At 42.9% G+C, this 22,204-nt stretch carries 21 protein-coding genes; 10 read left to right on the forward strand and 11 right to left on the reverse strand.

The window, feature by feature from the left end; translation table 11 throughout:
• From pgi to PF479_RS13735, 7 genes are all read right to left on the reverse strand, one after another.
• A partial coding sequence (pgi, locus tag PF479_RS13705) for a glucose-6-phosphate isomerase (protein WP_298007554.1) occupies window positions 1–1,334 on the reverse strand: 1,334 nt, incomplete at its 3' end.
• A 142-nt stretch (window positions 1,335–1,476) separates the two neighbouring features.
• The gene (locus PF479_RS13710) at window positions 1,477–2,751 is read right to left on the reverse strand and encodes an argininosuccinate synthase (protein ID WP_298007556.1); all 1,275 of its coding nucleotides are present in this window, start codon (window positions 2,749–2,751) and stop codon (window positions 1,477–1,479) included.
• The gene (locus PF479_RS13715) at window positions 2,748–3,947 is read right to left on the reverse strand and encodes an aspartate aminotransferase family protein (protein ID WP_298007558.1); all 1,200 of its coding nucleotides are present in this window, start codon (window positions 3,945–3,947) and stop codon (window positions 2,748–2,750) included. The genes PF479_RS13710 and PF479_RS13715 overlap by 4 nt, the downstream gene beginning before the upstream one ends.
• Complete coding sequence (argB, locus tag PF479_RS13720; RefSeq protein WP_298007560.1) at window positions 3,944–4,732, reverse strand: acetylglutamate kinase; 789 nt, start codon at window positions 4,730–4,732, stop codon at window positions 3,944–3,946. Before argB ends, PF479_RS13715 begins: the two co-directional genes overlap by 4 nt.
• Window positions 4,732–5,769, reverse strand: a complete 1,038-nt coding sequence (gene argC / locus PF479_RS13725; protein ID WP_298007562.1) for an N-acetyl-gamma-glutamyl-phosphate reductase — start codon at window positions 5,767–5,769, stop codon at window positions 4,732–4,734. Before argC ends, argB begins: the two co-directional genes overlap by 1 nt.
• Window positions 5,769–6,242, reverse strand: a complete 474-nt coding sequence (locus PF479_RS13730; RefSeq protein WP_298007564.1) for an ArgR family transcriptional regulator — start codon at window positions 6,240–6,242, stop codon at window positions 5,769–5,771. Before PF479_RS13730 ends, argC begins: the two co-directional genes overlap by 1 nt.
• An 89-nt stretch (window positions 6,243–6,331) precedes the next feature.
• Window positions 6,332–6,997: an ankyrin repeat domain-containing protein gene (locus PF479_RS13735; protein WP_298007566.1), complete on the reverse strand. Its 666-nt coding sequence runs from the start codon at window positions 6,995–6,997 to the stop codon at window positions 6,332–6,334.
• A 48-nt stretch (window positions 6,998–7,045) separates the two neighbouring features.
• On the opposite strand from PF479_RS13735, the gene PF479_RS13740 reads away from it, so the two are divergent.
• The 7 genes from PF479_RS13740 to PF479_RS13770 all read left to right on the forward strand — a co-directional run bounded on the left by PF479_RS13740 (window position 7,046) and on the right by PF479_RS13770 (window position 13,946).
• Complete coding sequence (locus tag PF479_RS13740) at window positions 7,046–7,801, forward strand: biotin--[acetyl-CoA-carboxylase] ligase (protein ID WP_298007568.1); 756 nt, start codon at window positions 7,046–7,048, stop codon at window positions 7,799–7,801.
• A gap of 150 nt (window positions 7,802–7,951) precedes the next feature.
• Window positions 7,952–9,604, forward strand: coding sequence for a chaperonin GroEL (gene groL / locus PF479_RS13745; protein ID WP_298007570.1), 1,653 nt, complete (start codon window positions 7,952–7,954; stop codon window positions 9,602–9,604).
• A gap of 100 nt (window positions 9,605–9,704) precedes the next feature.
• The gene (locus tag PF479_RS13750; protein ID WP_298007572.1) at window positions 9,705–9,992 is read left to right on the forward strand and encodes a hypothetical protein; all 288 of its coding nucleotides are present in this window, start codon (window positions 9,705–9,707) and stop codon (window positions 9,990–9,992) included.
• Window positions 9,993–10,062: 70 nt separating this feature from the next.
• Complete coding sequence (gene yajC, locus PF479_RS13755; protein WP_298007574.1) at window positions 10,063–10,497, forward strand: preprotein translocase subunit YajC; 435 nt, start codon at window positions 10,063–10,065, stop codon at window positions 10,495–10,497.
• Between the two features lie 21 nt (window positions 10,498–10,518).
• Entirely contained in the window at window positions 10,519–12,243 is a 1,725-nt protein-coding gene (gene secD, locus PF479_RS13760; RefSeq protein ID WP_298007576.1) for a protein translocase subunit SecD, read from the forward strand.
• Complete coding sequence (gene secF, locus PF479_RS13765) at window positions 12,243–13,301, forward strand: protein translocase subunit SecF (RefSeq protein WP_298007578.1); 1,059 nt, start codon at window positions 12,243–12,245, stop codon at window positions 13,299–13,301. Before secD ends, secF begins: the two co-directional genes overlap by 1 nt.
• A 72-nt stretch (window positions 13,302–13,373) precedes the next feature.
• On the forward strand, window positions 13,374–13,946 hold the full coding sequence (locus PF479_RS13770) for a nitroreductase family protein (protein WP_298007580.1): 573 nt from the start codon (window positions 13,374–13,376) through the stop codon (window positions 13,944–13,946).
• A gap of 3 nt (window positions 13,947–13,949) precedes the next feature.
• On the opposite strand, the gene PF479_RS13775 is transcribed toward PF479_RS13770, so the two are convergent.
• The gene (locus tag PF479_RS13775) at window positions 13,950–14,420 is read right to left on the reverse strand and encodes a pyridoxamine 5'-phosphate oxidase family protein (RefSeq protein WP_298007582.1); all 471 of its coding nucleotides are present in this window, start codon (window positions 14,418–14,420) and stop codon (window positions 13,950–13,952) included.
• A gap of 172 nt (window positions 14,421–14,592) precedes the next feature.
• Between PF479_RS13775 and PF479_RS13780 the strand changes: the two genes are divergently transcribed.
• Window positions 14,593–17,235 carry a valine--tRNA ligase gene (locus tag PF479_RS13780; protein ID WP_298007584.1) on the forward strand — a complete coding sequence of 881 codons (2,643 nt, stop codon included), beginning with the start codon at window positions 14,593–14,595 and terminating at the stop codon, window positions 17,233–17,235.
• 83 nt (window positions 17,236–17,318) lie between these two features.
• Here PF479_RS13780 and PF479_RS13785 read toward each other — a convergent pair whose 3' ends face one another.
• The 3 genes from PF479_RS13785 to PF479_RS13795 are packed head-to-tail and all read right to left on the reverse strand — an operon-like array spanning window position 17,319 to window position 20,446.
• Entirely contained in the window at window positions 17,319–18,056 is a 738-nt protein-coding gene (locus PF479_RS13785) for a DUF6062 family protein (RefSeq protein WP_298007586.1), read from the reverse strand.
• A gap of 57 nt (window positions 18,057–18,113) precedes the next feature.
• Entirely contained in the window at window positions 18,114–19,484 is a 1,371-nt protein-coding gene (locus PF479_RS13790) for an aspartate kinase (RefSeq protein WP_298007588.1), read from the reverse strand.
• Between the two features lie 8 nt (window positions 19,485–19,492).
• Complete coding sequence (locus tag PF479_RS13795; protein ID WP_298007591.1) at window positions 19,493–20,446, reverse strand: D-2-hydroxyacid dehydrogenase; 954 nt, start codon at window positions 20,444–20,446, stop codon at window positions 19,493–19,495.
• An 88-nt stretch (window positions 20,447–20,534) separates the two neighbouring features.
• On the opposite strand from PF479_RS13795, the gene PF479_RS13800 reads away from it, so the two are divergent.
• Window positions 20,535–20,804, forward strand: coding sequence for a hypothetical protein (locus tag PF479_RS13800; protein ID WP_298007592.1), 270 nt, complete (start codon window positions 20,535–20,537; stop codon window positions 20,802–20,804).
• Window positions 20,805–20,870: 66 nt separating this feature from the next.
• A partial coding sequence (locus PF479_RS13805; RefSeq protein WP_298007594.1) for a glutamine--tRNA ligase/YqeY domain fusion protein occupies window positions 20,871–22,204 on the forward strand: 1,334 nt, incomplete at its 3' end.

The following is a 22,204-nucleotide window of genomic DNA, read 5'->3' on the forward strand; positions in this document are numbered from 1 at the left end:
TTTTTATTCTCATGAGGTCTGCCCTTGGCAAAAGCAACAATCTGGGCAACCAGATTGGCCTTCAGCTTCTGCTGGCTGGAAGACCCTTCGTAATCCAGATCAGAATTAATCTGTGAATTTTTAAAGCCGATAAACTGGAGAGGTATAATGTCTGATCCCTGGTGTAGAAGTTGGTAAAAAGAGTGCTGTCCATTGGTTCCCGGTTCTCCGAAAATCACTGGTCCTGTTGCATAATTCAAAGGATGCCCCTCTCTTGAGACAGATTTCCCGTTACTTTCCATATCCATCTGCTGAAGATGAGCTGGAAAGCGGGAAAGAGCCTGGCTGTAGGGAAGGACTGCTGTGGTAGGATAACCCAGTACATTCCTTTCGAAGACTCCATTCAATGCATCCATCATAGATGCATTTTCCTTGATATCACTATTCATCGACAAAGCATCCGCCTCGGTTGCCCCGGTCAGGATCTCTTCAAAAACTGAAGAACCAAAGGCCAGGGATAAAACAGCACCACCAACGGCTGATGTGCTGGAGAACCTGCCTCCGATATAATCATCAATATAAAAAGAGTCCAGAACATCAGAGGAACCCGCTAAGGGGCTGGTTTCACTGGTTACGGCTATTATATGGGCCATAGGGTTCAGTCCGGTAATACCAGCCGCTTTGGATTTTTCAATCACAAAATTCCTGTTAGCCAATGTTTCCTGAGTTGTTCCGGATTTAGAAACAAGAATAAACAGTGTTGTTTCCAGGTCCAGGTCATTTAAAACAGCATTGGCATCATCCGGGTCTACATTGGAAATAAAACGTGCCTTCAACAGAGGAGAACAGACATTTTCCAAAGCCAGATACAGGGCCCGGGGGCCTAAATCAGAGCCACCGATTCCAATCTGTACGACCGTATCAAACTTTTTCCCTGTGGAGCCCTTCAGTTCTCCATTATGGATTTTACTGGTGAATGCATTGATCCTGGTCAATTGTTTTTTATAAAAGTCTCTCTGGTTTTTTCCGTCGTATAAGACCGGACCATTTAGTTCGCCTCGGGTCAGATGATGAAGAACCATTCGATTCTCACCGGTATTCATAAGGGATCCCGCAAGAAGATCCTTGTATTTTTTGATGAGCTGCTGATCATCTGCCAGAGTCTGCAATTGAGAAATCAACTTTGCATCTACTGTCTTGGCTGCATAGTTATAGCTCAGACCGCCACCTGCATAAATATTGCATTGTTTGATCCCATCAGAAGTGAGAAGTGCATTTGGTTTGATATCCCCTGCATTTTTTAATATAGCTTTATAACTTTCAACAGTATCAAGATTGTTATATTGAATAGACATTATATCCCCCTGTTTTTAGTCATTTAAATATAAATAGACCAGACAATCCCATCAATACCTAAAAGGCGTTAAATACCGGCAGTCTAGAAAAAGGAGGCCTGCTCAATACTGAAGCAGGCCTCCTTGATAGTGGATTTACTGATTATTTATCATGAAATGAAGCGGCCGTTCCTATAATCTTGAGAGCCTGCCCTGAATCATCCTGCAGGTTTTTCTGTACCATGGCTGTGACACCAGTGGAGAGGCCATAGAGGTTGATAAAACCTTCGGCATCATGGTGATCATAGCTGGATGCTCCAAAAGACGCCAGATCTTCAATATAGAGAGCATAGGGAGATTTTCTTCCGGCTACAAAGGCATTGCCCTTATACATAACCATCCTGACAGTTCCTGTTGTGAATTCGGTTGTTTTCTTCATGAATTCTTCCAGGGCATACCGGCTTGTTGTATACCATTTTCCAGCATACACAAGGTCAGCATAATCCATAGCCAGTTTCTGTTTCAAATGGAGGGCATCATTATTGATCGTAAACATTTCAAGATCTCTGAGAGCCTTATGCAGGAGGGTTCCTCCAGGTGTTTCATAGACCCCTCGACTCTTCATTCCAACCAGTCTGGTTTCAACTATATCCACCCGGCCGATTCCATGAGCTGATGCTCTGGTATTCAGTTCCTGAAGCAGATCATATGAATCCATTTTCGTCCCGTTCACTGCAACGGGAATCCCCTTCTTGAAATCTATGGTGATTTCCTCTTCCTCTTCCGGGGCATCCTTTGGTGATGTGGTCAGTTGGAACATAGCTTCCTGAGGTCTGTTCCAGGGGTCTTCCAGATCTCCCCCTTCATGACTCATATGCCAGACATTCCAGTCTCTGGAATAAATATTTTTCTTGGAAATATTTCCAAGATCGATTCCATGATTCTCAGCATACTCAATAGCATCTTCTCTGGAATGAATATCCCAGATTCTCCAGGGTGCTATTACCTTGAGGTGGGGAGCCAGTGCTTTATAGGTCAATTCAAACCGGACCTGGTCGTTCCCTTTTCCCGTACAACCATGGCAAAGGGCATCACAACCCTCCTGGAGGGCGATATCCACCTGATACTTGGCCTGAATTGGTCTTGCAATGGAAGTACCCAAAAGATACTGTCCTTCATATATCGCCCCGGCTCTGACCATGGGATAGATATAATCTTTAGTGAGTTCATCTCTAAGATCTGCCAGAAAGTATTTAGAAGCGCCTGCATTCAGAGCCTTCTGTTCCAGACCGTCCCAGTTTTCGTCCTGGCCTACATTGGTGCAAATTGCGATAACCTCTGCACCGTTGTAGTTTTCTTTCAGCCAGGGAATGATGATTGAAGTATCCAGTCCTCCCGAATAGGCAAGGGCTATTTTTTTAATCGGCTGTTCGCTCATATTATCTCCTTGATAGCTTTGAATAGTATTGTGACTCCCTTTTGGAGTTCATTTTCACTTATAGTCAGAGGCGGGGCAATTCTTATGATATTCTGTCCCGATCTCAAAATTAAAAGACCCTGATCCTGGCAGGTATTCATCAAGGCAGCCATGCTTTCCGGTTTCAAAGAGGGTATTTTTAGTCCTCTGAGCAGCCCCTTCCCCAAAATATCTCCTTGAAGATCCAGGCTCTTCAAGGACTTCTTCAGCTCTTTATCTAAAAAAAGACCTTTTTCTTTCACTGAGTTTAAAAAACCATCTGATTGTATCTTTTCAAGAACTGATAGTGCGACGGTTGACGTGACAGGACCGCCTCCAAAAGTGGTTCCATGATCTCCCGGATGGAGGAGATCATTAATTTTGGCAGGTATCAAAGTAGCCGAAAGAGGCAGACCGCCCGCAAGAGGCTTTGCAAGGGTAATGATATCTGCTTTCAATCCAGCTTCATCAGAAGCATAAAAAGATCCGGTTCTACCAACCCCTGTTTGTACTTCATCGGCTATCAGAATGATATCATACTGGGCACAGAACTCATTCAGGGCCTTTACCATCTTTTCAGACAGACTGACCAGACCGCCTTCTCCCTGTATGACCTCGACAATGATAGCAGCCGTAAGACGGGGATCTTTAATCGTCTTTAACGAGTCAGGATCATTGAAAGGTAAAATAATGCAGTCTGATAGCAGGGGGGAAAAAGGGGTTTTATATTTTTCTGTTGCTGTCACACTCAGGGCTCCCATGGTCCGTCCATGAAATCCGTTACTGAAAGACACAAATCCAACGGATTCGGGCCCTTTTTTCATTTTTGCGTAGAGTCTGGCGTATTTCAGAGCCGCCTCATTGGCTTCGGATCCGCTGTTCCCAAAATGAACTGCCGTAAAGTTACCGGTTTTTACAAGTTTCTCAGCCAGCTCGACAGTAGGACCAGTCGTATAGAGATTAGAAACATGGATCAATTTTTTCATCTGATCATACGCGGCTTTGGCCAGGTCTTCCCTCCCATAACCGAGGGCATTGACGGCTATTCCGGAACCGAAATCCAGATATTCTTTCCCGCCTTTATCATATACATAGGATCCTTTACCCGACTCAATTTGCAAAAATCTCTCTGCAAAGTTTTTTGGTAGAGCTGGTTTTTCGATAATATAAGGTTTCATTTTTTTTCCTCCAGGGTAATACATGTCCCTTTATACCCGGAAAGAATTTTTGAAAGATCTCCGGGTTTTTCATAATTGCTGATCTGAATGGAATGAACACCCTGTCGGATGGCTTCCAGAGAAGATCTGACTTTCGGAATCATCCCTCCCTGAATCTCTCCATTGTCGATGGACTCTTCAATAAATTTTTCATTCACAGAGGAGACGACTGTACCCTTTATCATGATTCCCGGTATATCTGATATAAAAATCAGATGCTCCGCTTCTAAAGATGAAGCAATGGCAAGGGCAGCCTCATCCGCATTGATATTCATTCCCTTTCCTGAAGAGTCAGTACTGACTGAGGACAGAACAGGAAAGTAGTTTTGATTCAACAGAAGCTGTATCAAAGCTGGATTCACTTTGGATACCGAACCGGTTCTATTCTCAAAAGACCCAGTCCCTGATGCATCTGAAGAGAGGATCAGCGACCCGTCAGCACCAGATAATCCTACCGGATTCAGGCCGGATTTCTGAAAAATTCTGACGAGGTACTTATTCATTTGACCTGCAAGGCCCATATCAACAAGATCCATTTCTCTCACTGAAGTCAGTCTTTTCCCATCGACAAAGCGAGGCTCCAGATGATACTGCTTCTGTATTGCCGAAACTGCAGCGCCACCGCCATGTACAAAGACAATCTTGTCGCCTTTTTGATTAAGATCTTTTATTTCTTCTGCCAGGGCAGCGATAGACTCTGAAGATTCAGCAGCTTTTCCACCGGCTTTAATGACAATAGTCCTCATCAGATCTCCCCATGCAGCCTTAAACCGGCTGTTTCATCCAGACCGAAGCGTATATTCATGTTCTGAATAGCTTGTCCGCTTGCACCCTTGATAAGGTTATCAATAACGGAAAATAAAATCAGGGTCCTTCCCTCCATATGCCAGCTTATGTCACAGCGGTTGGAACCCCAAACCTGTTTTGTTTCAGGGATGGCCGGAAATACAGTATGTACGAAAGGTGAATCCCCATAAAAATTCTTATATATGTCTTCTAAGGAATCCGGGCTGATATCCTCGGTAAGTTCACAACTGCTTGTGATGGCCATCCCTCTTTTCATGGGGACGAGATGAGGGACAAACAGTATTTTCACAAGAGGATCTTCTTTATGAATTTCTTTGGCAATTTCCCAGGAATGCCTATGGGTCATTCCGGGAGCATAGGCACATATATTTTCTGACCGCTCCACCAGAAGGTTAGAAGTATTTGCCTTTTTCCCGGCTCCGGAAATTCCGGAAAGGGCATTGATCATAATATTTTTTTTTATCAATTTTTTCTTTAAAAGGGGAAAGAGTGGCAAAAGACTGGCGGTTGGATAACAACCAGGATTGGCAATCAAATCGGATTTCATGATTTTATCCCTGTACAGTTCTGACAAACCATACACTGCAGAAGCCAGTCTTTCGGCTCTGGGGGGATATTTTCCATAGGCTTTGAGGAACAGTTCAGGATCTTCCATTCTAAAATCAGCAGATAAGTCGATAACCACAGAATGATCGTAAAAAGGATCACAGACTTGTGCAGAGGCAAGATGGGGGAGGGCTGAAAAAACAATATCTGCCTTGTAGGATGCGGCTTCTTCAATTGAAACATATTCTCCACGGGTCAATTCCATTTTTTTAATGATAGACCGATGAAGTCCTGGATCAGAATCCAGGACTTTAGATCCTGCGATAGAGGAGGATGCCGGAATTATGGATTCGATATCCTGATGACTGCTCAATTGCCTGAGCAATATCTGACCCGTATACCCAGTGGCACCAAGTACAACAGCTTTCATTATTCCAACTCCATTTCGGGGAAGATTGTTTTGAGAGTCAGTATAAATTTCTGTGCAGGAAGATTTTCTTTGAGTACAATCAGAATAGTATCATCTCCTGCTATGGTTCCCAGGATTTCATCAAATTCCATATTATCCAGGGCGATTGCAACAGTATCGGCATGACCGGCAAGGGTTTTCATAATACAAAGATTCGCTGAGAAGCTTATAGAGAGGAATCCTCTGGTAATATCATTGATATACTGCTGTGTTGTTTCCAGTTCCTTTCTGTTTCTGGGAAGGGTATAGTAATACCCGTTATTACCATCAGAGACCTTACCAACTTTGAGGAGCTTCAAGTCTCTTGAAAGAGTGGCCTGAGTGACACTGACATTTTCTTTCACAAGAAATGCCAGGAGCTGCTCCTGACTGGTGATATGATATTCATGTATTATCCGTTTTATAGCCTTTAATCTTGCTGTTCTGCCATTCATTTCTCTCATTCCGTATATATATTCAGTATAGATGAATATATATACATATTATAGAGCTTTTAATCAAGCTTTGAATGAAGAGAATTTACTTATTTTAAAGCACCATGTTCCACAAGAAGAGTTCGAAGTCTTTCGTACTGTCTCCAGGTGGCATACATAAGAGGAGTATAACCCCTTGAATCTTCAAGATTCACCTCTGCTCCTCTTTTTACGAGAGCTTCGGCTGTTTCTCTCAAACCTTTTTGAACAGAAAGCAGAAGTGCCGAGACTCCGGCAGATGAAACTGTATTTGGTTCAGCCCCATATCGGACTAATTCCAATGATGTCAGCTCCATATTTCTTGAGATGGCAATAATAAGGATACTATTACCGTATTGATTTATGAAATTGGCATCTGCTCCTGCTCTGATCATGGCTGTGGCAGTCTGCTCCATATCCCGTAAAACACAAAGATAGAGAAAAGAATCTCCGTCATTGTCATATTCTACGGCTTCAGCACCAGCATTGATAAGAGCTACGGCCATCTGATCATTATTATACAGAATGGCCAGATACAGAGCCGATCTGCCGCGGCTATCGTATACATTCGGATCATCCAGATCCTTGAGAGCTGTATCAAATAGTTGGTAATTCTGATTTGCAATCCCACGGAATAAATCTGTTTCTGAATCGGCGGCAATTGAAAAGGGCAAAATAAAGAATAATAGGAGTGAGAGATGCTTGAACATTTCTAAGGTATATAAAGTATATTTCATGAAAAATCAACCTTTTCGAGGCACTCCTTAATGGCTATAATATTTTAAATGTACCATAGTAACCATATTCTAAATATTATGAATCCATTTAATGCCCCTGTTTACTTTAAGGAAGAAACAGATTCCACAATGCTGGATATGAGCCGCTTATCCAAGCCGGAACATGGAACAGTGACAGCTGCCGCCTACCAGACTCATGGAAGGGGACGAGGTCAGGACAGGAGATGGAACTCAGAAAAAAATAAAAACCTTCTTTTTACAATTGCCCTGAATCCGGACATGATTTGCCATCCTCTTGTCAGAACTCCCCTCATCTGCGGCCTGGCACTGACAAAGTTTTGTCTTAATCAGTATCAACTTCATTCCCGGCTGAAGTGGCCCAATGACATTCTCGTTGATAATAGGAAAATTTCGGGAATTCTCTGTGAGTTCCGGAGTAATATGATTTTTGCCGGCATAGGAATCAACTGTCAGGAAACAGAGTTTCCTGATGGCATTAAGCATAAAACAACTTCTTTGAAACTTCAGGACATCTCAATGACGGCCCTTACAGTTCTAGAAAAATTTTTGCCCGTTCTGAAAGAAACCCTGGAACGGAAACAATGGAAGGAAGAAGCACAGGATATTCTCTACGGCAGGAGAGAACAATTAGAAATCTTCGAAGGATCCACCGAAAAAACAAGATCGAAAATGATAATTATCAAGGGGCTGAATGATGATGGATTTCTACTGGCCAGGGATTTGGAGAAGGGAAAGGAAATGACAATAACAACAGGAGAAATCAGCTTTATGGATTTTATCTGAAATCTTTTAATTTATATTCGTATTTTTCATTCAGAAATGCAAAATATTTCTTGATGAATCGAAACAGAATGAGTATCTTACATTTGAAGATTTGCATAAGTCTTTTAAAATAAAAAATCAAATTACCTGAAATTAGGGAGAGAATTGTTTATGGCTAAACAGTTAAAGTTTAACGAAGAAGCGCGCAGAAAACTTCTTGCTGGAGTTGAAAAACTTTCAGACGCTGTCAAAGTGACATTGGGTCCAAAGGGAAGAAATGTTCTTCTGGATAAGAAATTCGGAGCTCCAACAGTTACAAAAGATGGTGTTTCAGTGGCTCGCGAAATTGAATTGGAAGACCCCTTTGAAAACATGGGAGCTCAGCTTGTCAAGGAAGTGGCCACAAAGACCAATGATGTAGCCGGTGATGGAACAACTACAGCAACCGTTCTTGCCTTCTCTATTGTTAAAGAAGGATTGAAGAGCGTTGCTGCCGGAATCAACCCCATGGGAATCAAACGTGGAATAGACAAGGCAGTGGAAGATGCAGTTCAAGAAATCAAGAAAGCATCCAAAGAAATCAATGACAAAGAAGAGATTGCACAGGTCGCGTCAATTTCTGCCAACAATGATCATGAAATTGGTGAAGAAATTGCCAGGGCCATGGAAAAAGTTGGAAAAGACGGTGTGATCACAGTTGAAGAATCAAAAACAATTGAAACAACAACTGATTTTGTTGAAGGTATGCAGTTTGACAGAGGTTATCTTTCTCCTTACTTCGCATCCAACAGAGATACCATGTCAACAGTCATGGAGACTCCCTACATCCTTATCTACGATAAGAAAATCTCAAACATGAAAGAACTCCTTCCCCTTCTTGAAAAAGTGGCTCAGACAAGTAAGCCCCTTCTGATCATTGCAGAAGACGTTGAAGGTGAAGCTCTGGCAACTCTTGTTGTCAACACAATCAGAGGTGCTCTGAATGTATGTGCTGTTAAGGCACCCGGATTCGGAGACAGAAGAAAAGCCATGCTGGAAGACATTGCCATCCTGACTGGCGGAGAAGTCATTTCTGAAGAAATCGGACTGAAGCTGGAAAATACCGAGCTGGAACAGCTTGGAAAAGCTAAAATGATCAAGGTTGAAAAAGAAAACACAACCATTATCAACGGTGAAGGTACAGAATCGGGTATCAAAGAAAGAATATCACAGATTAAAATTCAGATTGATGATACATCCAGTGACTATGATAAAGAAAAGTTGCAGGAACGTCTGGCCAAACTGGCTGGTGGTGTTGCGGTCATCAATGTCGGAGCCGCCACAGAAGTAGAACTTAAAGAAAAGAAACACAGAGTAGAAGATGCATTATCTGCTACCCGTGCAGCCATTGATGAAGGTATCGTACCCGGAGGTGGACTGACTCTTGTTCAGATTTGCAATTCTCTGGTAGCTTCTGACAACTTGACTGCAGAAGAACTTGTCGGTTACAACATCGTCAAGAGAGCTCTTGAAGAGCCTATCCGTCAAATAGCAATCAATGCCGGTGTTGATGGAGCTATCATCGCAGATAAGGCAAAACACGAAAAGAAGGGCATCGGTTTTGATGCTTACAAGATGGAATGGACTAATATGGTAGCAGCGGGAATCATTGATCCTGCCAAGGTAACCAGAAGTGCTCTCCAGAATGCTGCATCTATCGCAGCTCTTCTTCTCACAACTGAATGTGCAATCACCGACCTTCCCGAAGAAAACATGCCAGCAGGTGCTCCTGCAGGCGGCATGGGTGGAATGGGCGGAATGGGCGGCATGGGCGGCATGATGTAATCATCCCCCGTTCCTGAGAGGAGAGGGAGGCGAAAGCTTCCCTCTTTTTTTGGAAACAGAGAGGATCTTAACCAGATTTATAGAAAAAGGAGACAATATTTTGAAAAAAGATGATTTTGTCAGTACCATCGGGTATAGCGGAGATTCTGCCATTGTAGATAAGAAGCTGCAAAAACCGGGGACTCCTATCGAGGCACTTCTTGAGCAGGGATTGTATAAAGCGGCATTCAGTAAAGCCCTTCATGAAAAGAACCTCCTTGATCAGGAAAAGGTACTGGAGGTATACAACCTGAATAGCAAGTCTTCCTATAAATCGATTGAAGAATTAAAACGACTTTTTGGCGTATTCCATGTCCCTGAAAAAATTACCAGGGTCAAACGAATTTAATCATTCTTGACGGTTATTGATTTTCTGTGATAATTTTACAAAATCTTTTTATAATCCGAGGAAAATATATATGGATAATTTTAGTCTGGCTCTCCTGATGGGAATTCCCTCAGGTGGTTCTTCCAGCTCTTCCGGTGGTTCAATGACAACGAGTCTTGTCACTTTCGCTCTGGTAATCGGTATTTTCTATTTTCTTATTATTAGACCACAGAATAAGAAACAGAAAGAAACCAAAAACATGATTGCAGCAGTTAAGAAGAATGATAAGATCATTACAATTGGCGGTATCAGAGGAACAGTACATTCTGTAAAAGAAGAAACTGTTGTTATCAAGGTTGATGATGATTGCAAACTCGAGATAAACAAGTCTGCGATTTCGACTGTTCTAGGTCCTGAGTCAAAAAAAGACGTCAAAGAAGTCAAAGAAGTCAAAGATGTCAAAGTGAAAAAAGACAAGAAAGACAGTAAAGAAATAATAGAAGAAGAAGAAGTAGAAAAAAAATAATAATAGCTACCGGAGATTTTAATGAATAAACGATTGAGATTCATCGTCGTTCTTTTCTTTCTGGGATTGGGTGCGTACTTTCTGTTTCCAACAGTACAATGGTATTTTAACACTCCCGAAGAAAAGAAAATCCTTGCAAACGGCTCCAAGGAACAAATCAGAAACTATGCCAAAGTAGAAGCGTCTAAGGACCTGAAATCTTTGATTGAGCTTGTTAAGGATAGCCCTGATGCGGAGCTTCCTGAAAATATCAAATTTCTCGTTCCTGTGGCTAAAGAAAACTTCAAACTTGAAAAACTTGATATACCTAAAACATGGACGGTTCAATCTGTTCTGAAGGGATTTCAATCTGGAAATGAAGTCTTTAAAACTCTGGAAGAGTATTATAGAGATGACATTTTGAACTTGAAAGCTCTCAAGAACAAGACACTGATGCTGGGATTAGACCTTTCTGGTGGAATGAGTGTTGTCGTTGAAGCCGATACGGAGAGTCTTACAAAAAGACTGGAGAGAACACCAACCGAAGACGACTTGAGAGAGGCTCTGACTCTGGCTATGGAAATTCTGAATAACAGAATTGACAAGTTTGGTGTTACTGAACCTCAGATTAGAAAACAGTCGAACAATCAGATTCTGATTGAGGTACCCGGTGAAGTCGATCCTGAAAGAGTAAACTCCTTTCTAATGGGCAAGGGACAACTCAACTTTCATATTGTAGATGATGCTGCCACAAGCCGGATCATCCAGTATGCTGCTCAGAATCCTGGTGATACATTTGAAAACGGACGTCCTAAAGATACAGAGGTTCTGGAAGCAGGTCTTCTTGTTTACGGTTTTTACAAGAAAGACAATTACGGAATTGATCAGTTCCAGCGCTTTGTCGTCATTCATGAAGAAGTAGGGCTGGATGGACAGCATATTGATCAGGCTCAGGTCATTACAGATCAGATTACAGGTCAGCCCAATGTAATTTTTAACCTTGATTCAGAAGGTGGAGAAATCTTTTACAAGTTCACCTCAGATAACACAGGAAATACTCTGGCGGTTGTGATGGACGACAAGGTCAAAGCCGCTGCACGGATTTCTGAACCCATCAGAGATTCTGTAAGAATCACCGGTTTTGACACAGCAGAGGCCAACGATCTGGCTCTTGTACTGAGAACGGCAGCCCTCCCAGTCGATCTGCGGATCATTAATGAGAATGCTGTTGGAGCGTCTCTCGGAAGTGATGCCATCAGTGCCGGTCTGAAGGCTATTATGTTTGGCTTCATAGCCGTATTTATCTTTATGATCCTCTACTACAAGGGAGCAGGAATCATTGCTGATATAGCACTGGTTCTAAACCTGATATTCATTATTGCCATCTTATCCTCTTTTAACATGACACTTACCATGACCAGCATTGCCGGTCTCATACTGAACGTCGGTATGGCAGTGGATGCCAATGTTATTATCTTTGAACGTATCAAAGAAGAGATGAGACTGGGCAAATCCAGATCTGCGGCTATAGAAGCCGGATTTAAAAAGGCTTTCTGGACCGTAATGGACGCCAACATTACTACTTTTATTGCTGCAATTTTTCTTTCTCAGCTTGGAAAAGGACCCATTCAGGGCTTCGCAATAACCTTGGCAGTCGGTATAGTCTGTTCTCTCTTTACAGCTATATTTGTGTCCCGTCTCATCTTTGACTTCGGTACCGATGTCCTGGGAAAAGACAAAATCAGCATTTCCTGGGGGCTCAAATAATGGAAAAAGTGATTAGATTTACTAAAAACAGATACATATTTCTGACTATATCTATATTAATGATATTCGCATTCTGGATCGGAACTTTCGCTCAAGGCGGTTTCAATTTTGGAATCGACTTTAAGGCCGGTTTAAATCAGCAGATCAGGATTGAAGGAGCAGATGGCATCTCTGTTGTAAAGGATGCTCTTGACGGAATCGATGCCCTTCAGGTGCAGACAATCGGTACCGGCAAGTCCATGAATTATATGGTTCGAACCGGTGTAGATGAAAGCAATAAAAACTTTCAGGCAGAAACCGAAAAACTCATCATGGATAAACTTGAAGCTGCCTTCGGAACCGGTTCTGCCACGGTGGAGTCTACTGAGTTTGTAGGAGCCCGGTTTGCGGGAAACCTGACAAGCCAGACTGTCTTCCTGACACTCGTTGCCATGGCTTTGATCCTTATTTATATCTGGTTTAGATTTAAACTGAACTATGCGGTATCTGCAATTATGGCCATTATTCATGACGTTCTTTTCCTGATGGGATTTATAGGCATCATGCAGATGGAGTTCTCTACTGCGACAATTGCTGCTGTTCTGACGATTATCGGTTATTCCTTGAACGATACCATCGTTATCTTTGACAGGATCAGAGAAAATACAAGACTGGTTAAAGACAAGAGTTTTATGGAAGTGATCAATACCTCCATAACTCAATCACTATCCAGAACACTGATTACTTCTTTGACGACTTTCATTGCCGTACTTTTTATCTTCATAATCGGAACAGGAACAATTAAAACATTTGCCCTGAGTTTGATTGTCGGTATCATTGTCGGTACTTACTCTTCAATTTATATTGCGTCAACCATCCTTTTAGCTTGGCATGACAAGGTAGCAAATAAAGTAAAAGCAAAAGTAACTTCAACCAAAGCCGTGGATGAAAAAAAAGCTGCCCCTGCGAAAATTTCTGATAAAACGGAAGAAGCCAAGATCAAGCAGAGTGCTGATGAAATTGCCGAAGCGACAGAAAAAAGACGCCTCAGTAAACTTAAGAAAAAGAAAAAGAAATAATTATAATATTAATTTTAAAGGCTCTCTTTTAAAAGAGAGCCTTTTTATTCATACAAATGAAAAGGAGTTATCATGATTACTGAACTGGTTGAAAAGACGAGAAGCTGCCGTAGATTTGAACAGAAAGAACTACCTGAAGAATTTATGAAGTCACTTGTTGAAACGGCTCGTGTTTGTCCTTCTGCGAGAAATAAACAACCTTTGAAATATATAACCATTGAAAATCATGATTTCAGAAACCTCCTTTTTCCGCACTTAAACTGGGCCGGTAGTTTAAAAAACTGGGACGGTCCGATTGAAGGGGAAAGACCCACGGGTTATGTGGTCCTCATTCTTGATAAAAGAATCAGCAGCAGTGCCGGACTGGATACAGGAATTGTCGCGCAAACCATGCAATTGGTGGCAATGGAAAAAGGAATCGGATCCTGTATGTTAGGAGCTTTTATCAAAGAAAATGTTGCGAAGCTTCTGGAACTGGGTGATGAATTGGAAATTCAGCTTATTCTGGCTCTGGGATATCCTTTGGAAAAAAGAGTGATTGTGGATGTGAAGGATGAATCAGATGTGTCTTATTTCCGGGATGACAATCAGGTACACTACATTCCCAAACGATCGTTGGAATCACTGTTACTCCGTAAAATATGAGGATCAGCCAGGATTTTCTTTCTCTGTCATTTCATCAATAATCAATTTCATGATGAGGATGTTATCCAAGGAAGCTGGATCTTCAATGATTCTCTCTATCCTGTTGGCAGAATCTTCTTCCAGTTGATGGAAGAGTGACTCCATAGCCCTTAATTTTTCTTCTTTGTTATGAATGACTTCAATCAGGCCCTTGTACACAATCGACTGGTAATGAGGATATCCCCCCTGATAACCATGATCCAGAATGACGGTTCCACAGACATATGAATTACTCTTTAAAAAGTCAATTTTGGTGCCTGTTCTGGACGTATGAAAATATAGAATGTTCTCAAGGGCATCCAAACCATAACTGAGGGTGAGGATGTAGGGATCATTTCCATCCGAGAGAGCCATGGTCGTAAATTTCCCCTTGGATAGAACTCTTCTCATTTCAGAGTTATCATCAAAAAACTTCTCAAAGTTATGTATCATCATGATCCTCATTGATTTCTTAGCTTTCAAGTTATCAAGAATCTAAATATATCATATTTGCTTTATGGAAGAAACATAAATATCATGATGATTCCATGCTGATTCATGATACAGACTGATTGAAAAGGATCTGTTATTTTTGATACTATGCACAAAAGATTTGAAGGAAGGGTTAATGAAGGCTATTGAACTTGAGAAAACATTCAATCCCGGTGAATTTGAAGACAGAATATATAAATACTGGGAAGAGGGTGGTTACTTTAAACCTGCAGGAGATGACAATAAAGAGCCCTTCGTCATAGTCATCCCTCCGCCGAATGTCACCGGAGTCCTTCATATGGGTCATGGGCTTAATAATTCACTTCAGGATATTCTGATCCGTTATCATAGAATGCAGGGCCGTCCGACACTCTGGGTGCCCGGAACGGATCATGCGGGTATTGCCACTCAGAATGTTGTTGAAAGGAAACTGAAAGAAAAAGGCCAGACCAGACACAGTTTGGGACGGGAGAAATTTATAGAGGAAACCTGGAGAACCAAGGAAGAACATCACAGTATTATTACAAAGCAGTTGAAAAAGATTGGCGCTTCCTGTGACTGGACAAGAGAGCGATTTACCATGGATGAGGGACTTTCAGATGCTGTTCGTGAAGTTTTTGTTACACTCTATGAAAGAAATCTGATTTACAAGGGTGAATATCTGGTCAATTGGTGCCCCTCCTGCGGTACTGCCCTTGCAGATGATGAAGTCGACCATGAAGAAGAGCAGGGGTCACTCTATCATGTGAAGTATCCTCTGAGTGACGGTTCGGGTCATATAGAAGTAGCCACCACCAGACCTGAAACCATGTTTGGCGACACCGCGGTGGCAGTGCACCCCGAAGATGATCGCTATTCCTCGGTGGTGGGTAAAACGATAGATCTTCCTCTGACGGACAGAAAAATAAAAATAATCACTGATACCTACTGCAAGCGCGAGTTTGGTTCCGGTGCCGTTAAAATAACTCCAGCCCATGATCCCAATGACTGGGACATCGGGAATCGTCACAACCTGGAAAGGATCAACATCCTCAAGGATGATGGTACCCTCAATGAAAATGTACCTGAAGCCTTCAGAGGCATGGAAGTGAAGGCAGCCCGAAAGGCGACAGTCAAAGCCCTGGATGATGGCGGTTTTATGTCTAAAATTGAGGATCAGCCCCATCAGGTCGGTCACTGCTACCGCTGTAAATCGGTCATTGAACCCTATATGTCAGACCAGTGGTTTGTCAAAATGGACAGCATGGCAGAGAAGGCAATGAAAGCCTGGGAGGAGGACCGGATCAGATTCTACCCCAAAAGATGGGAAAATACATACACTCACTGGCTTAAAGGCATTCGAGACTGGTGTATTTCCCGGCAGCTCTGGTGGGGACATAGAATCCCGGCCTGGACCTGTACGGCTTGTGGAGAAATACTGGTTGAACGAAATGATCCCGAAAGCTGTTCTAAATGCGGCAGTACTTCACTGGAACAGGACCCGGATGTACTTGATACATGGTTCAGCTCCTGGCTCTGGCCGTTTTCCACTTTGGGATGGCCCGAAAAGACGGCGGACCTGGAGAAGTTCTTTCCCACTACATCTCTGGTGACAGGTTATGATATTATTTTTTTCTGGGTTGCCAGAATGATCATGGCTTCTGAAGAGTTTTTGGGACAGGCTCCCTTCCGGGATATCTATATCACACCCCTGGTGAGAGATAAAAATGGGCGGAAAATGTCCAAGTCTCTGGGGAATGGAATTGACCCCCTTGATATCGTTGAACAGTATGGTGCGGATGCCATGAAGTTTACTCTGGCCTATCTTTCGGCCCAGGGCCAGGATATTCCTCTGGATATGGAAGATATCAAACTGGGAAGCCGATTCTGCAACAAGGTGTGGAATGCTTCACGGTATATTCTTATGAACCTGGAAGGTAGAACTCTCCTGAGCCGTAATGAGATACAGCTCAATGCGGCAGATCAGTGGATTTATCACAGATTGAATAAAGCCATCGAAAATGTAAACCAGGCCGTTAGTGTCTACCGCTTTGACGATATGGCCCACAGCATATATGAATTTTTCTGGAATGACTTCTGTGACTGGTATGTGGAAGCGACCAAGCTCTACCTTTACAGCAAAGACAGTCAGGAAAAAGACAGAGCCGTTTCTGTCCTGTTGGATGTGCTGAACAAATCATTGCGCCTCCTTCACCCTTTTATGTCATTTCTGACGGAGGAGATTTATCAGAAGCTTCCTGGTGTTGACGGCCCCTTGATCATTGCTGATTTCCCTCAAGTAGATGAGGACCTGGATAATCCTGTTCTTGAGAACCAGTTCTCTCAGCTTCAGGATCTGGTACAATTGGTCAGGACATTCAGGAGTGAATTTAATATTCCCCCTGCCAAGAGTATCAAGGTGCGTGTAAAAACAGAGGATACATCTCTCAGGGAATTTCTGAAGTCCGAGGGGGAGCTTGTCTCCTCTCTGATTCATTGTGATGACTTTGGACTGATGAAAGAGGAAATGACCAGTGGGTCAGTGACGGCTGTAGGCAAGACATTTGAAGCCTTTCTTTACATCAGAGATATGATTGATGTGGACAAAGAGAAGTCCCGTCTTACTAAGAATATCGATAAATTTGAAAAACTTTTTGTATCAACTGAGAAAAAACTAGGAAACGAAAAGTTCACTGCCAATGCTCCCGAAGAGGTGATCCTGAAGGAAAAGGAAAAACTGGAAGAATTCAGGAATATCATTGAAAAAATGAAAACCTATCTGATGGAGCTTGAATCCTGATACACAGATGAACGTTTAAATAAAAAGGCTGATTTCAGAATTTAATTCTGGTCAGCCTTTTCTGTTGGTAGGGGAGTGTTTTTTCAGTGGTCTGTTCTTTTTCCTGTGAGTTTCTGAATCACTCTATAATGGGCATCTTCTGAATTTCCCCAGGGCTGACTGTTATTTTCAGCCTTGAACTTCTGGGTAAACCAGTCAAGCTCCTCTTCCAGTCTTTGAAAATTTTTTTTCTGGAGATCCTTAACCAGAACAAAAAAATCGTCCTGTTCCGTTTGTTTAAGTATCTCAGAGGCCATAAGAAGCAGATCTCCTTCATGGGGGATGCAGAAGCCCTTGCTGCTTTTCAGGATGCTTCGGAATCCTTCTTCATCTCTTTTCCAAAGGAAACAGGCGGTAAAGGTATAACGCTGAATTGTTCTTTCAATGCGGTCACAGATCAGACAGCCTTGAATCCTGGAATCATTGGTTTTCTTATATTCCCCAGTTTCAGATCCCTTTGGTCCGCTCCATCTTGAAAAGAGAGAGGTTCCGTTTTTTCCGGAGGGGAATCTTTTTTCAAGGTCAGCCCTCCAATCCTTTAAATGGGTATGAGTGATCAGCCCCAGATGCTGGGGACTCCTTTCTATCAGAAGTTTACCGAAATGATCCGGGCAGAAGCCGGTTATATTGAGCTCTACCCTTGTTTCGGGATTCATAGCAGAATTGCCAAGATAATACTTGAGATATCGCTTTTCCGCTTTTTCTTTGAGAAAGCAAAAAGGACATTCAGTCTCTTCTTTAAAGGCATCCCATAGGGGTATTGTTTCTAATTTGTATTTCATGAAAACATCATACCTTCAAAAAAATCTCCCCTCAAGGGGGCCTGGCAGGGGCCTAATTTATTCAAAAAACTCATGATGCACTGCTTTGACAGCCCTCATTTTGTCAGCCTGATTCACAACGACATAGGCCGCCACATCAGAGGCACCCAGAGAAACAATCTGTGTGTGGATATCCTGGCTCGCCAGAGCCTTCAGCATCCTGTGGGCGGCCATGGGTTCATGAACGAGACCCGCGCCCACCAGTGCGACGATAGACATGTCTGCGATTTCAGTCATATTGATGATTGTTTTCTCTCCGATCTTGGAAATACACTGGACCGCCCGTCCTAAATCGGCTGATTCCAGATAAAAATTAATGGCTGTCTGGGAAGTCACCACAGACTTGATATTGATGAGGTTCCGGTCAAGGGTATCAGTCAGCCGGGCCAGGATTCCCGGTTTAATTCCCACCCCCGGTCCACTCACCCTGAGGATGGCAAAATCATCACTATAGGTCACACTCTTAGGTTTACTATTCGGACCATCCAGGTCAGCGCCGATGATCGAAAGAGGATTCAATTTATCTTTGGGGCCGTCGATATTGAAAATTCTGACGGGGATATTGCAGGGTTCCAGGGGTTCAACAGTACGCGGGTGGAGTATTTTGGCTCCGAAATAGGATAGTTCAGCGGTTTCGGTGTAGCTCAGAGTCCTGACACGAGTCGCCTTACTGACAATTTTAGGATCCGCCGTCATGAATCCGTTCACATCTTTCCAGATATCCAGTGATTCTGCATCTATACAGCGGGCAATGCCGGCAGCTGAATAATCACTGCCCCCACGGCCTAATAGTGTGATTTTCCCTTCCTCCGAAATTCCATAGAAACCGGGAACGACAAAAATCCTCTCTGCGGCTAATGCCTTGCTTACAGATTTTTCAGAGGCTTTGAAATTGATTGTCCCATTGCTGAACTCACCGTCTGTGCTAAGGCCCATATCTTCGGGAAGGCACTCTACTGCATCAAAGCCTTTGTGTCGGAGGATCAGAGTCAAAAGGAGAGAACTGAGTCTTTCGCCATAGCTGAGGACTCTGTCTTCGATGAAATTGGGAATATCCCCGATGTAATGAACTCCTAGAAGATTTCGTTCAACCTGAGCCAGCCTTTCGGAAATCAGAGAGTAGGCTTCATCCTTATCCTCTTCTGAATCAATATTATCCTCGATTGTGGCTCTTTTCATCTCCTTCAGATAGGCGATCATCTCATTGATGTGGCCATCGTCTCTTTTGACAGTTCTGATTCCCTCGGTCAGATAATTGGTGATTCCATAGAAAGCTGAGACCACAATGACAAGGGGACGATTATAGAGGGTTACGGTCTGTACAATCTTTTGAATATCATATTTTGTTTTAAGATTCGAACCGCCAAATTTGACCACAATTTTTTTCATAGTTTTCCTTATACGATCAGGTTTCTTTTTTCACCCCTGAGATGGGCCTGTACATTTTCATAGACTTCATGAATCAGTCTCTTTCTGGATTCGATACTCCCCCAGGCATGATGAGGAGTAATAAGAAGTTTTTTACCGAGTAGTTTAAGTAGAGGATTGTTATCTAAAGGCGGCTCCTGAGTCAAGACATCCAGTCCTGCACCGGCGATCCAGTCCGAGGAGAGAGCCAGAGCTAGAGCTGCTTCATCGATGATGGCACCTCGACCAAGATTTAGAAAGAAAGCCCCTTTTTTCATGTTTCGGAACTCACTTTCTCCCATCAGATTCTGAGTCTTTTCATTCAAAGGAGCATGAACCGACACAATATCGGATTTGTTGAGCAGTTCCTGAAGAGAGCAGCGCGGGAAGGATTCGGGGCGTTTATGACCGCTGGTACTATAATAAAGAGGATGTGCTCCAAAGGCTGCAGCAACTTCGGCAACCCTGCGGCCGATGGCCCCCATTCCGATAATCCCCCAGGTTTTCCCATGGAGTTCAAACCAGGGTCTTGAGACATCGACAAACTGCTTATCTTCCCTGTACCGTCCTTCCCTCACATAATCATCGTAATACCGGGTTTGCTCCAAGAGATAGAAGAGCATTGAAAAACAGTGTTGTGTCACACTTTCGGTAGAATAAGAGGAAACATTGGCAACAGAGATGCCCCTTTGTCTGCAATACTCGATATCCACATTATTAAAACCCGTGGCTGTGAGGGCGATCAGTTCCAGCTTGTCCGCTTCTTTTAAGACTTCTTTTGTAAGATGAACCCTGTTGGTCACGATGACCCGGGAATCTCTGATCCTGGAAACTAATTCATCGTCTTCGGTGGTAAGCCAGATATGACAGTCGTCCAGATCCCTGAAAAGAGATAAATCCATATCCATTCCCAGAGTTACTGCATCCAGTAAAATAATACTCATAATTATCATTCCTTGTGGAAACTTGATTTTTTATTAGAATACTATAATACAGTTTTTATTGAAAATGCCCAGAACCGGAGGTTCATTCATGTTTATTGAAATTGATGATGGAATCTATGTCAATCTTTCACAGGTGTTTTCCGTCAGCTACAAGAGCTATCAAAATAAGGGTGTCTGGGTTTTTTCTTCTTCAAACGTAGAAGAGAGCGGCCGTTCCCTGGCGGACAAGTCAAACAGGAAGATCCATTCAAGGTATTTTATATCCCGTGAAGAAGCGGATACATGGCTCGAGGAAATGGTAAAATCCGAAGGCATTGTCCGTGAAAAAAGACGCATCAGAAAGAGGCAATATGACTAAAGGATCTACCAGTTAAAATGTCTTTATGCTAGGATGAATTTTCCATAAAATGAAAAGAGGTTGACTATGGCTGCAAATATGAATCAAACCGAAGAAAAATCAAAAGGTACGGATTTTATCCGTCAGATAATAAATGAAGATCTGGAACAGGGAAAGAATGACGGAAAAGTGCATACCCGCTTTCCTCCCGAGCCTAACGGCTACCTTCATATTGGCCATGGCAAATCAATTTGCCTGAATTTCGGCATCGCCCAGGATTACGATGGGAAGTGTAACCTCCGTTTTGATGATACAAATCCGACGAAGGAAGAGCAGGAATATGTTGATTCCATCATCGAAGATGTCCGCTGGCTTGGTTTTGACCCTGAAATCTTCTTTGCCTCCGACTATTTTGATAATTTCTATGCCTGGGCCCTCGAATTGATCGATACCGGGAAGGCTTATGTCGACTCTCAGAGTGCCGAAGACATAAGACTCAACCGGGGAACCCCCACAAAGGCGGGAGTGGATTCTCCTTACAGAAACCGCAGCGTTGAAGAAAACCAGGAATTCTTTAAGAAGATGACCAGTGGTGAATTGGAAGAGGGTTCCTGTATCCTCAGAGCCAAGATTGACATGGCCCACCTGAATATGAATATGCGGGATCCTGCCATCTACAGAATACGAAAAGAATCCCACCATAGAACCGGGGACAAGTGGAAAATTTATCCCATGTACGATTTTGCACATGGGTTTGAAGATGCTCTGGAAGGAATCACTCATTCCATCTGTACTCTGGAGTTTGAAAACCATAGACCCCTGTATGACTGGTTTCTGGACAATGTATCTGCTCCCTGTCATCCCCGGCAAATAGAGTTTGCCCGTCTGAATCTCAGCTACACAGTGATGAGTAAAAGAAAACTCTTAGAGCTTGTGACTGAAAAAATGGTCAGTGGATGGGATGATCCCAGAATGCCGACACTCTCCGGATTCAGAAGACGGGGATATACTCCGTCTTCTATACGCCGTTTTGCCAAAGAGATCGGCATATCCAAGGTAAATAGCCTGGTGGATATCAACTTTCTTCAGTATATCATTCGGGAAGAACTGAACCTCAGTGCCGACAGAGCGATGGCCGTCATCGATCCTTTGAAAGTAACCATAACAAATTATCCTGAGGGGCAGATTGAAGAACTCCCGGGAGTAAACAATCCTTCAAACCCGGAAGCCGGAGAGAGGATGCTCCCTTTTGGCCGGGAAATTTTCATTGAAAGGGATGACTTTATGGAAGATGCCCCACGAAAATTTTTTCGCCTGGCTCCTGGTAAGGAAGTCCGCCTGAAACATGCCTATTTCATAACCTGCGACGAAGTGGTTAAGGACGAAAAGGGCCGAGTCATAGAGCTTCTATGCAGTTATGA

This window comes from Oceanispirochaeta sp. (genome assembly GCF_027859075.1).
Taxonomy (GTDB): domain Bacteria; phylum Spirochaetota; class Spirochaetia; order DSM-2461; family DSM-2461; genus Oceanispirochaeta.